The following is a 12,375-nucleotide window of genomic DNA, read 5'->3' on the forward strand; positions in this document are numbered from 1 at the left end:
GCAAAGGTTCGGAGCTCGTTGTTCCCCGGATTCGGGATTGGTTTGAAGGTGATTACTTCTTGCTCGATGTAGCGTCGCGAGGTGACATCGTACTTGTCGAGAAGCGGTATCAGATGCGCATGAGCATGGGCGACATCACCACCCGAGAATTGAAATGCCACACGCTTCCTAGACCCGAAACCAGCACCATACCGGAAGCCAAACATTTCATCTGACGCACTACTTTGGCAGCTGGTTGGAAGGAGATATCAATTGCACTGATCATACCTGTAGTCCCCATATTCCAACCAGTTTGCCGAGCCGTCGCTAAAAATCAGAAACTCGGACCTGTCTTCCCCAAGCAGGGCGACGACAAATCCAGCGGGCGGCTCAGAGTTCCCGAAGTAACTGTAGGCCGTCATGGCTCTGATCGACTCACCGTTGACCGTTACTCTCGCGTCCCACTCCTCCTCTGGATTGTCCAAAATTACGGGTTCGATCACGCGCTCCATCGCCCCGCCACCACAATAGACGATGCCTTCGGGCACTTCGTAGGAGGTCTCTTGGCTAAATTCTGAAACGCACGCAGAACGAAGGGACCGAATTGCCGCGCTGGAACCTTTCAAGTCAAAGATTCCGTAGCTGACATCTTGATCAATCATCGACAAATTAACCGATGCATTGGCCGCAAGCTGGTCCAGCACAAAACCATAGTCCTGCTGGCTATTGAAACTAACCTCGACAGGATAATTGTCGACGATCTGCACGGCAGCGTTTTCTGCGCCAACCTGAAATGCCCCAACTTCGGTGGTGCTATTCTTCAAAAACCGAATGGAAAGCCCTTGCTTCTCTACAATGTCCTGACTGTCCTCGTACCCAGCCGGAGCAAAGCGAATACGGTCACACTGAAGTTCCAGCGTCATGTTTCCTGTCTGAATAAACGCATTGGGGTTGGGCCCGGAGCTGAACGACCACTCCGCTGATGCTGTGGTCGCCACTGCCATCAGTAGCATTCCAATGGAAATGGTTTTGCAGCTCATTTTTTTCTCTCCATTGAGTTACGGTTCGCACTGTGGTTCAGCAGAAGTTCCAGCCAATTGCCCGGACAGCCAGATCAGGAAACAGGTTCGCCGTATTCGTTTGCGCCTTCTTGGGAAGGTCGTGTCAGCCACCAGATCATCAGGATAGACAGAACCAATTGAAGAATTGAGACAACAACAATACCGGTCACGCCCAGTACTGCCGCGGGTCCTCGTAATGCATCGGGGTTTTCGGTCCCTTGCTCCAATACCGAGAAGAACGCCACCCCACCCAGCATAACAAATAGCGTTGTAATGCTGAGCGCCATCGGCAGCAGCAAATACCAGTAAGGTCGTCCTGTATCATGCAGCCTTCGCCAACCGGCGGCCAGCATAGGTATAAGAACAGCCAGCTGGAAAACAGAGGACAGGACCCGAGATCCCTGGCCTGTTTCGGGGTTGGTCCCGAATATGATCGTATCCAGCACAGCTAAGGCAGCACTCACGAGAACCACAAACAAGAAGAACCACCAGTATTCTGAGCGTATAGCCCGACCGGAGAACTGGAAGTATTTCGAGAAACACGTTTTAACTGCTTCGCCAAATCCCATATTTCACTCCATTCTTACTTTCTTTGCGGCCTCAAACGCTTCGCCGCTCTGGAGAACGCACTCGCCCCTAAGGATGCTCCCTCTTACCTTTTTGTTTGAAAGCAGAAGCCTATCGCAGGAGAGCGTAAAGAACTTTACGCGCGGAAAAAATATTGATTTATTAAAAATTAGATTCAAACATGCGAATTTGACGCAACTTTATTTTACCTCCGTTGTTGTCGCTGTCGCCCGATTTGTCGGGCCCTTCCGGCCGCTGGAGTGAGTGTTAGCGGTCGGAAGTCCTCTTACAAGGATCAAGCATTGGGAGGACGCGATGCTGAAACTTATCGTACTCCCCCTCTTTCCAGAGTTTGCTCTAGCTTCTGCCAGTGTCGTCATTCGGCCTTCACACGTTGTTGGCGGCCCCGATAGTCAACGAAATGTTGTTCCGCCGACCAAGCCCCACGCGGCAAGTTTTGGGAAAGGTAGTCACAGGATCGAGGTAAGTTCTATTGGCTGCGCAGACGCGAGAGCTTCAAATAAACGCATCCAATTTCACTAATTTCAACGGACCCAGAGGAGAAGAAAATGACCAACAAGATGGTGATGATTTCAGGCGCAACTTGTTTCGCAATGCTTGCGGCCTGTGACGACACGAGTACATCCAGTGCGTCCGCCGAACTCACACCCGCTCAGCAGGCGTGTTTGCGAGATGTAGCCAACACGACGAACAATTCACAAGTCGTGGTGCTCTCATCGGCATTTAGCGAGGCGGGAACACAGGTCACAGTCGGCGTTGGCGAGGATCGTGCTCCTTGGAATTGCATTGCTTACAGTGATGGCGCGACAGCTGGTATCGAGTTCCTGGGCGACGAAGGCGCATTGTGACCTGTCTGCTGCGTAGCTGAAATCGGCTGCGCAGCACAGGCTTGGTCTTCTGAGGCTCGACTTGGTTTGTAGAACCACCATCATCGTATTCTCGGTCCTCTACCTGTTGGCGTTGGTTGCATTCTTGACGGGCACATTTGGCTGGTTGGGACAGGAACGAGACCCTTTGTCCGGAGCGTTCCTACTGCCGTTGGGACTACCTTGGATACTTGTAGCGGACTTAGTTTCGGAGTCCGCCATGCCATGGTTCGCGGCGATTGCACCGGTGCTCAACATTTTGGCGCTGGTTTTCATTTGCAGGTGGGCTCGCAGTTTACACCAGAAATGAAGGCGGAACTCTGTCTCACCAAAAGGGAGGAAAACATGGGAAAAGTGATCTTGGGAATTGTGATCGGGCTCATCCTTGGCGTGGTTGGGGCTATGACCTTGGGTGGCGGGGCCGCGGTGGGTGTCGGTGTTGCGACAGGCTTGTCCGCCGGTGTCTGCACCACATTGAAAGGAGCACAAGCCGAGAACCTTATCACCGCCGAGCAAGCGGATCAGATCCTCAATCGCGTAAATTCCGAGATGGCATCTCTGCAAGGAATTGAAACGACAGGCGAGATCGTCGGCAGCGCACAGGCATGCGATGAGTTTCTGTCAAAGTTACGAGAAGCTAAATGAGGTTCCGCTTTGTACGGAACAAAACAGTAAGGACAAGCCAACAGGGAACCATCTGATGAAACTCGTTTTACTCAAGCTCCTCACACCCATGTTCGCAATCGCGAGCACAGCTGCTTTTGCAATGTCAGAAGCCGACGACGCTTGTATCGACCATTTGCGGCAGGTTGGTGGACCAGACGGTCAATCCGGAACGATTGAAAGCTCTCAGTTCTCGGAAGCTGGTACGCTCGTCATGCTGCGTGATGCAGGTGGAACACTTTGGCGCTGCATTGCGTACAAGGATGGAAGCATTGGAGAGATGTCGGTTGTCGAGGCGATGGATGATGGCGGTGGAGCCATGGCAGGCGCCGCCGGGTCTACTGGTAGCCAACGTGTCAAATTCGATGCTGGTTCCACCGGCGCCGAACTCGTTGGTGAACTCGCGCCCGGAGCGTCACAGCAATATGTTCTCGGGGCAAAAAACGAACAGTTTCTTTACGTCCGCGTTGCTCCGCGAAATGGCTCCTTAGACTACGTTATTCGTAACCCCGATGGTTCTGAACTGTTGGGATTAATGTCGGCGGACAAGGAGTATCGAGGGCAGCTTTGGCAATCTGGTGATCATGTTGTGGAGGTTATCAATCGCAGCAACTCTTCCGTCGGCTACAACGTAATTTTCGGAATTGAATAGGTGATCGACCAGAAGCCCTTGAACACGTTCCCAAAACAGCCAGGAAAAACACATGAGAACCAATGTCCTAATGGTGATCGGCGCGGTATGTATTTCTGCACTTGCAGCATGCGAAGAGAGTGGCGGATCGGTGGATGCAAGTGCACCAACTGTGGGCAGCTCTAGCGATCTTTCGCCATTTGAAGGGGCAAGAGCGGGCCAAGCTGAAATGGGCATCCAAAGTCTCGGATTTGAACTCATCCGAAGCGAAGGGCTGACCTCGTACTGGTTTAACAAGGATACAGGTGCATGTGCTCAGATCACGACGTCTGAGGGAAGGTACTCAGATGTAGCTATGCTGCCATCTGGTGACTGCTGACAAATTTCCATCAATCCCAAATCCAAGAGAAGGAGCCCAAACTTGCAATTCGACCTGGCACACGCGGCGGTCATCGTTGTCGCCTTAATCATCACTAACCTGGCATTGAAATCGGCTGGCGTGATCAACGAAGAAAACAAGCACCAATGGAACTGGAAAGTTGTTCTAGCCTACTTCGTAGTCGTCGTTATCATCAATCTCGTGTGGCCCATCTAAAGTTTCACAGCGGAAAGCTATTTGCCCACTTGATATGGTTGTCATGAACTAGCCTTTCCGAGAGACTATCAGGTCGCAAGAGTTTGAGCATTAAAGGTTCAAGAATAGAAAGGATTTGGCATGCGGTTTTTGGCGTCCCTCATATTCATTGGTGTTCTCGCAACCGCTGCGAATTCTGACGTGACCAGTCGAAATGGCGGTCCAAGCAACAGTCAAATGCTTTCAAAGGGTGGTGACGGAGGCATTGATGGTGTCGCTTTCTTTCGCCCAGTCTTAAGCGGAGTGTTGTATCGATCCGGTTTCAAGGGCGGCGACAAGGATCGAACTGGCCTAAGTGAAGGTCAACGCGAAACTCTGTGCGGCGAAGGGTTTTCAACCGGGTTTTATGCCGACTTCGGCAAAAACACTGAATACGGTCGCACCAGCTGCGGAAACGGATCCTTTGACTATCAGAGCGCCAGATCCTCTCGACCCGATGCTGTCATGGCGTCCATACACGAGGTGATTAAAAACCCTGGAAAGGGCCCTGTTCTGGTGCACTGCATGTGGGGCGTTCATTCCTCAGGTGCATTGTCGGCGATGGCGCTCGTTCAGTTTTGCGGTTGGACAGAAGAAAGGGCCAAGGAATATTGGAATGATGCCCGAAACGGAGCCCCTTGTTCAGGCGGGTGCGACCAGTGGATTGACTCAAAATTTTCCAACTTCAGTGTCGACCCAAAATTGAAGATCTCCAACGAGCAACAGGCAGCGATTTGCCCCAAATGATATTGGGAGGACTATCCAAATGAAGTTCAATCTTCTGGGGTCATTTGCTTTAATTGCACCCACTGTCTTGTGGGCGAACGACGATGTTCTCGGTGAAGCCACGACATTTGATAGTCCCAACGGCGTTACTGAACGCTGTATTCGGATCGAAAAAGTTCCAGCGGGCGAGTATAAGAAAAGCGATCTTGAGGAAGAAACGGCCTATTGCGAGATCGATTTCTATGCCTCCGAAATTGCTATTTGCCCAAAAACCTGGAGCACCAGCCCAGGAATGGCAGTCTACGATATTTCGGAAGGACCCTACACGGGGAACCGTTCTGAATTCGAGAGAAACGCTTGCAAAGAGGGGAAGGCGGCGAAAGATCTGGCCAAGGACAGGGTCGCTAAATTCAAGTCCACGATGAACCAAAAGGGCACCAGTGGAACGTTTTCCACTTCGTCGCTGCTTTACTATCATTTCTCCAGATATTTCGACGCGACTGTAAAAGTTCCAGTCGCCGTTTGGCGTAGCATGGACGCCCAGGCGCATTTTTCCGAGGTTGCAGAGCCTGGCCTTGCGATTTCTGGTGGCTCTCATGGCGGGCGCATGAACCATGAAGGCTGGCGGGTCTTTGCAGCTGCGGACGCCGATCCGAACTCATACCAACCGACCGATGATCTATTCACCGCAGATCGAACGCAAATATACGGTGTATTGCTTGATAGTCCTGGGCATCGATACGGTTCGGAAATCAACGGCACCCGCAAATCTGGTTGGGGGAAAGGCCAAAACCTCGATTTTCAGGAAACGCCAGCTTTTTTGGCTTTGCGGTCTTCAAAACCAATCTCAGAGGCCATTGCAGAGGGCGTCAAAGAAGGCCGAAAAGACCGGATCATCAACAAGGATCTCGGCCCCGATGTCAGTGACCAACAGATGGCATTTTGGATGCAAGAACTTACCGAAATTGTTCTACTCGACTTCATCTTCAGCCAGCAGGACCGTGTAGGAAACATAGACTTCACACCCTATTGGTATTGGGTCGAAGACGGAAAGCTGAAGCATAAGAAAGCCAAGCACCATGAGCCAAACGATGGAGACGTTCCCGACGACGCATTATTGATCCGTCGCAGCAATCTAAACGACAACGATGCTGGCGGGCGTGTCCAATACGCCAACTTCGCGAAATCTACTCAAATGCTGGAGAAAATTCGCCACTTCTCTCCAAGCACGTATCGGCGCTTGATTGCATTGAATAGTGACCTCCAATCCCAAGGCCCAGTCTATGACTGGCTATCGCAAAGCTTTGGGTTGTCAGACAGTCAGATTGCACAAGTTGTCAAAAATACTGCGCTGGCAACGTCCATTCTCCAGAGCAATTGTTCAAATGGCGATTTGATGTTCGACTTGGATCCTGTCGCATTCTTTTTGAGAAACGGCACCGAGGTAGAGGCTGTGGACTGTAATGACCCATAGGTGTTCCGTCATTGTTACGGTGTTCATTTGGACCGTTCTGCTCGCCTGCAAAGCGGCGGCATTGGATGTGATCGTCACATCGGATCTGAACGGCAGCTACGGCTCGGTAAAGTACGATGCCCGCGTCGACAAAGCGATTGAGCGGATAATCGAGATTGATCCAGATCTGGTTATTTCGACCGGAGATATGGTTGCGGGACAGCGCATTCCCAACTTGTCCGACAAACAGGTCAGGGAGATGTGGAAGGCGTTTCACGAGGCGGTATCAGATCCCTTAGAGGCTGCCGGCATTCCATTTGCGGTCACGCCTGGAAACCATGATGCCTCTGCTTACCGTGGGTTCGAGCGCGAAAGAAAAATATACGCAGAGGAATGGGCTCCGAGAAAACCAGACGTTGATTTCCTAGTTTCAGATGACTACCCGTTCTTCTACGCGTTTGAGATGCAGGGCATTGTGTTTGCGTCTCTGGATGCAACGACCCTGGGTCCGCTATCCGGTGACCAGCAGGACCGGCTACAGGAACTGGGTGCAGACGGGGACCCGATTGTCACTTTCAGTCACCTCCCACTTTGGCCGTTCGCGATCCAGCGCGAACGCGAAATCATCGGTGACCCAACGCTTGAAAAAATTTATCTGGAAAGCGGTGTCGTTCTGCATCTGTCGGGCCACCATCATGCCTTCTATCCTGGTTGGAAAGACGGTGTAGCTTACGTCTCCCAAGCTTGTTTGGGCGGTGGCCCCCGACGGCTTATCGGCTCAAAAGCCAGATCACCTCACAGCTTCACTCATGTTACGTTCCAGCCGAACGGAGAGTTTGGGATAGCAGTATATCGAGGCCCTGACTTCGAAAGGTCGGTAAACTTCAAGTCGCTCCCGAAAGAGATCAGATCCCCGAATGCGGTGTTGAAACGCTTAGACCTTGTGAAATGACTAGAGGTTGAGTTTCAGCTCAACTTTATCAGGGACCAGATCGTTTATCATCTCTTCTATCCGGGCTTCTGTAAGTCCACCCGAGGTGATGAAAAGCAATGAAACCCGAGATTTTCCGGGGACGTGGTGTTTTCTGACCAGCTTCCAGCCAGCTTCTGTGGCCATGGCTTCAATGGCTCCGGTGACTTTCAATGAGTGCTCTTCGTCCGAAGCTTTGAGCGAAATTTCCACACCCTTGTTTCGCCCTCCGAGCCAAATGAAACACCAACAAACAACCGCCACTAGTGTGGCCATCAGCGGCAAACCCAAACCGACCGCAAGACCAAGAACAGTCACGATTATCATTTCGACAGTGTCCACCGGATCATCGAGATTGGAGCGGAACCTGAGCAACGCTCCGATACCAAATATGACAAAACCGATCATTGACCCGTGCTGAACCACCAGGAAACCAACCGCCATGCCGATAAGCGCATACAGGAAGAAAAGCCTTGGCATAACTATGTCGCGGACGCTTCTACGGGCTTTACGTCTCACCGGATGATAGACGATCAAGCCAGCCAGAATGATCGTGACGATCACATCGAGAGTAAAGAAATACAGTTCCTGTTTGCCACGAAACTGCGTCCACCGGCGTTCGATAACTATTTCCGACCCCGAAGCCCCGGCCAGCATCGTCGCAGGGTCGACTTGTGACACCGCAGCACCTGGCAACAGCAGCATCAACAACACGGTCACAAATGTGAGGGTCGTATTCAACTTGTCTTCCTTCCTGCTCACGCCAAAGGCTTACGCTTAACCAAAGGCACATCGTGCCCTATTCAATTCAATCGCAACAGGCGGGATCAGGTAAAGAGATTACAGTGCATTCCTCGGACATCGTATCCGGACTGTGATACGAACGCTGATACAGGAATGTGGTCCAAGCGCGAGAGAATCCAATGACAGAAAACAGAGTGTTTTCGTCAAAAGCTGAAATTTCACGGTGTTTCTGCAAACTTAGACGACTCGCTTTTGCGGCCAGCTTGGTTGCGGCAGCCTTCTTGCCTTGGACCAATTTTGCCTACGCTGAAAGTGCTGGTTTGGTTCTGGTCGATAAATTCAAGGTGGCAGACAAATCAGAGGGATTTTCAGAGCCTTCCGGTTTGGCAATGTCTAACGCTGAAGGCTTTTTGTGGTCTGTAAGTGATGCCGAACCTAAACTGCACCTACTGGGAGTCGACGGGGTATTAGGAAACTCTTTCAAGTTACCAGCATTGGCAGGATCAGATTTGGAGGGTGTTGCACCTCGAAAAGATGGGTCTGTTTTGGTGCTTCAAGAAACTGACCGATCAATCCTAGTCGTTCACCCAACTGACCCCATTCAACTGACGACAATACCTCTCGCATCTCTTAAAGGTTACCAGACCGCCGCTGCATTACTCGTCGGCAACCCTTTGAACAAGGGACCCGAAGGCATCGCCGTTGACCCGGAATCCGGGCGGGTCTTCGTTGGCATTGAGGGACAACCAAGGTTGTTAATGGTGTTATCGCCAGAGCTAGACGAAATTATTGAGATCATTCCTTTAGCCCGCGATGCAGGTTTTATCTCCGAGCGTGTAGATGATGATGAACTGGATTTGAGCGGCCTGGCATGGTCCGGGTCCTCGCGTTCTCTTTGGATTGTGAGTGACAAAAGCCGTCAGATCTTCGTCTACAATCCAGAGTCCAAGTCCGTAAAGTCTATCAGTTTGACGTTCACAGAAGATGGAAAACAAAAAGAAGTTAAACATCCCGAAGGGATCGCGCTCGATGAGACCAGAGGGCTTCTCTATATCCTGACAGACGATGCCAAGAAATCGCGGCTTTATGTTTTTGAGCAACCGGAATTGTGAGGACTGTCCTACTAGTTCTCTACGGCGCGAACACATGCTTTTCATTCCACAACAACGCAGCGCGCTCTTGACCGTACTCACTAGCACATCTAGTAAAACTGATCTGCCCGCTGGGACGACCCGGCCAAGCAAGGGCGTTTTTTTCAGGACGACCTGGCAAATTAGAGGTCGAACATGACAACTAAAACCAAACAAGCCAGGAAACTGATCGAGGGTAGACCTGCCCTAATCGTAATCGACATTCAAAAGAGCACTTTTATTGATGACAGCGAAGTACGCTCCATCGACAACATGCCGGGTTACAAAGAGCGCATGATCGCTGCGCGTGATTTGGTTGATGCCGCACATGATTACAATGTGCCAGTCATTTTCATCCAAGAAGTCCATCGTCCCGATAGGATAGACTTCGGCCGTGAACTGGATGGTGACGAAGACATACACTGTCTCGAAGGTGATCCAAGAACGGAAGTTGCAAAAGATGAGATGGGATATCGCAAAGGTGACTACATCGTACCGAAGCGACGGTACTCTGCGTTTTTTGGCACCGATTTCGAAATCCTGCTGCGCGGTTTAAAGGTAGACACACTTTTGTTATGCGGCGGTTTGACGGATGTTTGTGTGCACTACACATTCGTCGATGGCCACCAATCAGACTACTTCTGCCGCGTTGTAGAGGACTGCGTTGGCGGGTCATCTGTCCAAGCCCATGAAGCTGCTCTCAAAGCAATGGAATATCTACAAACTGGCGCTGTTCAGAGCCGAGAAGTAGTAATCAGTGCGATTACGTCGCTCTAAGTTGCAATCGAAACGTTTGTGCCCGTTGGGGTGCACAGTTTTTTGGGTGCGGAAACGGGCAGAGGTTTTTGTCGCTTGAACGCCTTGGACTTGCCCATTTGATGCAGAAGGTATCGACACTTTCAATACAAACCTTTGAGTTTGCGACTAAAGCCCTTGAAAACCTCTATTGCATCGCAATCCAGCCGTCAGCGCGAATAATGCGAACAGGACTAGAGATATTGAAGCTAACGCTCAGACAGACGCTGATGCCCTTGTCTTTGCCCCCTAAACTTGGGCCACTACTTTGGCCGAGAAGGGGGAACAAGGGATGGCTCGGAAGCGATACTCGGACGAAGATATTCTGAAGCTGCTGCGTGAGATTGAACTGAAGCTGGCAGATGGCGACGATGTTCGGACAGCCTGTCGTGGTGTCGGTGTCAGCGATGCGACCTACTACAATTGGCGGCGTCGGTTCGGTGGCATGGGCAAGTCGCAACTGTCGGAGTTGCGCAGCCTGGAGAAAAAATACCCGGCTGAAGAAGATCGTGGCCGAACTGGAACTGGACAAGCTGATCCTCAAAGAAAGTCTGAACTACCTAAAACCGAGGGCCTGACGACGAGCCAACTTCGTCAGGCCGTCATTCATGCTCGCCAGAAGCTTGGCACATCAGAGCGTCGCACCTGCAAGGTGGTCGGCCTTGCACGCAGCTCCATGCAATACCAGGCCGTAGAGAAGAACGATGATGCTCTTCGACTGGCCATGATCCGTCTGGCCAAGAGCTATGGCCGGTATGGCTACCGTAAGGTGGCGCAGCTACTTCGGGTCGAGGGCTGGCGTGTCAATCACAAGAAGGTAGAACGGCTGTGGCGGGAGGAAGGTCTGCAACTCCCGCAGCGGCACAAGAAGAAGCGTCGCCTGTACCACAAGGACAGCTCGATCATTCGACTCCGACCGACGCATCCTAACCATGTCTGGAGCGTCGATTTCGTTCACGACAAGCTGAGCAATGGGCGGAGCTACAAGATGCTCACGGTTTGGATGAATACACCCGGGCGCTCGCAGTGGAAGTTCGGACCCGCATGGGTTCTGAAGATGTGCTGGAGGTTCTCTACGGGCTGTTCCTGCGCCACAGAAAGCCTGATTTCGTTCGAAGCGATAACGGCCCAGAGTTCTCTTCACGGGCAACCCAGAGTTGGCTCGAGAAGGTCGGTGTGAACCCGATCCGGATCTACCCGGGCTCTCCCTGGGAGAACGGATACAACGAGAGGTTCAATGGAACGCTCCGCCGCGAGGTTCTCAATTCCGAATGGTTCACAACGACCAAGCAGGCACAGATCGTGATCAATTGCTGGCTCAGGCAATACAACCACACCCGACCGCATCAGGCCCTCAACATGCGCCCACCAGTCCCCGAAACTCTAGTCCGAGATGGCCCAGAACACGGGGGCTAGACAGTGAATGTAAGCGCTTGGTTAAAGCAAAATTACCCGGATATCTTTGCCGCGAGACCTCCATGGCTCGGCATGACCCTGGTGATGTTCCTGATGAAAATGAATGAATTGGACCCTTCGGAAGCCAAAAAATCGGCCGCCGAAGTCTTTGCGGGCCATTCCAGTCAGGTTGCGCTCAAGAAAAAGTATGACGAACTACGAAAAAAGAGAAAGCAGGCGCCTAATTCAGTCACCAGCGCTGCGATTTCTGCACCGGAAAGAGCTCAGCAGTTCGAAACCATCGTGACCGACTACTTCGAACGCTTTGGGGCGAAGTTGTTCAACACCAGTCATGTCACCATTCTCTCAGGCAAAGTCATCGAACCGGTCAAACCCGATCTTGTCGTGGACTGTGCAGACGGACGCCGGTTTGCAATCGAAACAAAGTCATATCGTAGTCAAGTCAACCGCCGCGATATTATCGGTATACTGGGGCAATTGGCGTTAATTCAAAAACTTGTGCCCGAAATTCTCATGATTGTGCCCGAAGGAAGCGCATATGACTTGCATAGGATGAACGACCTGCGCGACAAGCTCTCCTTAAAGGGTATTCGCTTTGCGACACTGCCCGAAAAGAGAGCTGAACGAGCTACAGACCTTAGGGTATCCGAATAAAGCTATTTGCTGTCAGCATCATGGGATACAGCATTTGACAAGGGTCTGGTGACTTTCAAGGACGACGGGACACCTAGGTTTTCTAG

Annotated in this window: 14 protein-coding genes and 2 pseudogenes; 13 read left to right on the forward strand and 3 right to left on the reverse strand. The window is 51.6% G+C overall.

Annotated elements, in window-relative coordinates; translation table 11 throughout:
• Positions 1-248 precede the first annotated feature (248 nt).
• Together ACR3EJ_RS02890 and ACR3EJ_RS02895 are read right to left on the reverse strand one after the other, a co-directional pair.
• Positions 249-1,019: a hypothetical protein gene (locus ACR3EJ_RS02890; RefSeq protein WP_480422621.1), complete on the reverse strand. Its 771-nt coding sequence runs from the start codon at positions 1,017-1,019 to the stop codon at positions 249-251.
• A 74-nt stretch (positions 1,020-1,093) separates the two neighbouring features.
• Entirely contained in the window at positions 1,094-1,609 is a 516-nt protein-coding gene (locus tag ACR3EJ_RS02895) for a DUF805 domain-containing protein (RefSeq protein WP_480422623.1), read from the reverse strand.
• A 567-nt stretch (positions 1,610-2,176) separates the two neighbouring features.
• On the opposite strand from ACR3EJ_RS02895, the gene ACR3EJ_RS02900 reads away from it, so the two are divergent.
• The 7 genes from ACR3EJ_RS02900 to ACR3EJ_RS02930 all read left to right on the forward strand — a co-directional run bounded on the left by ACR3EJ_RS02900 (position 2,177) and on the right by ACR3EJ_RS02930 (position 7,532).
• Positions 2,177-2,476, forward strand: coding sequence for a hypothetical protein (locus ACR3EJ_RS02900; RefSeq protein WP_170513675.1), 300 nt, complete (start codon positions 2,177-2,179; stop codon positions 2,474-2,476).
• A 363-nt stretch (positions 2,477-2,839) separates the two neighbouring features.
• Positions 2,840-3,139 carry a hypothetical protein gene (locus ACR3EJ_RS02905; protein ID WP_170547635.1) on the forward strand — a complete coding sequence of 100 codons (300 nt, stop codon included), beginning with the start codon at positions 2,840-2,842 and terminating at the stop codon, positions 3,137-3,139.
• A gap of 55 nt (positions 3,140-3,194) precedes the next feature.
• Positions 3,195-3,809, forward strand: coding sequence for a hypothetical protein (locus tag ACR3EJ_RS02910; RefSeq protein ID WP_170547637.1), 615 nt, complete (start codon positions 3,195-3,197; stop codon positions 3,807-3,809).
• A 52-nt stretch (positions 3,810-3,861) separates the two neighbouring features.
• Entirely contained in the window at positions 3,862-4,167 is a 306-nt protein-coding gene (locus tag ACR3EJ_RS02915) for a hypothetical protein (protein WP_170418736.1), read from the forward strand.
• Between the two features lie 42 nt (positions 4,168-4,209).
• Entirely contained in the window at positions 4,210-4,383 is a 174-nt protein-coding gene (locus ACR3EJ_RS02920) for a hypothetical protein (protein WP_157054209.1), read from the forward strand.
• Positions 4,384-5,167: 784 nt separating this feature from the next.
• The gene (locus ACR3EJ_RS02925) at positions 5,168-6,601 is read left to right on the forward strand and encodes a hypothetical protein (protein ID WP_170547639.1); all 1,434 of its coding nucleotides are present in this window, start codon (positions 5,168-5,170) and stop codon (positions 6,599-6,601) included.
• Positions 6,591-7,532, forward strand: coding sequence for a metallophosphoesterase (locus tag ACR3EJ_RS02930; RefSeq protein ID WP_170547641.1), 942 nt, complete (start codon positions 6,591-6,593; stop codon positions 7,530-7,532). Before ACR3EJ_RS02925 ends, ACR3EJ_RS02930 begins: the two co-directional genes overlap by 11 nt.
• Here ACR3EJ_RS02930 and ACR3EJ_RS02935 read toward each other — a convergent pair whose 3' ends face one another.
• Complete coding sequence (locus ACR3EJ_RS02935) at positions 7,533-8,291, reverse strand: DUF4956 domain-containing protein (protein ID WP_170547643.1); 759 nt, start codon at positions 8,289-8,291, stop codon at positions 7,533-7,535.
• Positions 8,292-8,473: 182 nt separating this feature from the next.
• Here ACR3EJ_RS02935 and ACR3EJ_RS02940 point away from each other — a divergent pair, with 182 nt between their 5' ends.
• From ACR3EJ_RS02940 to ACR3EJ_RS02965, 6 genes and pseudogenes are all read left to right on the forward strand, one after another.
• Entirely contained in the window at positions 8,474-9,406 is a 933-nt protein-coding gene (locus ACR3EJ_RS02940; protein ID WP_170547645.1) for an SdiA-regulated domain-containing protein, read from the forward strand.
• Positions 9,407-9,580: 174 nt separating this feature from the next.
• The gene (locus tag ACR3EJ_RS02945) at positions 9,581-10,201 is read left to right on the forward strand and encodes a cysteine hydrolase family protein (RefSeq protein WP_480422627.1); all 621 of its coding nucleotides are present in this window, start codon (positions 9,581-9,583) and stop codon (positions 10,199-10,201) included.
• 310 nt (positions 10,202-10,511) lie between these two features.
• Positions 10,512-11,078: pseudogene (locus tag ACR3EJ_RS02950) on the forward strand (IS3 family transposase); the annotation flags it as partial.
• Positions 11,079-11,263: 185 nt separating this feature from the next.
• Positions 11,264-11,368 (forward strand): annotated as a pseudogene (locus tag ACR3EJ_RS02955) (hypothetical protein); the annotation flags it as partial.
• Positions 11,369-11,395: 27 nt separating this feature from the next.
• Positions 11,396-11,635 (forward strand): integrase core domain-containing protein, encoded by a 240-nt coding sequence (locus tag ACR3EJ_RS02960; RefSeq protein ID WP_480423312.1) that lies wholly within the window; start codon positions 11,396-11,398, stop codon positions 11,633-11,635.
• Positions 11,636-11,638: 3 nt separating this feature from the next.
• Positions 11,639-12,289: a hypothetical protein gene (locus ACR3EJ_RS02965; RefSeq protein ID WP_480422629.1), complete on the forward strand. Its 651-nt coding sequence runs from the start codon at positions 11,639-11,641 to the stop codon at positions 12,287-12,289.
• Positions 12,290-12,375: the final 86 nt, after the last annotated feature.

Source organism: Ruegeria sp. AB11, from assembly GCF_056536325.1.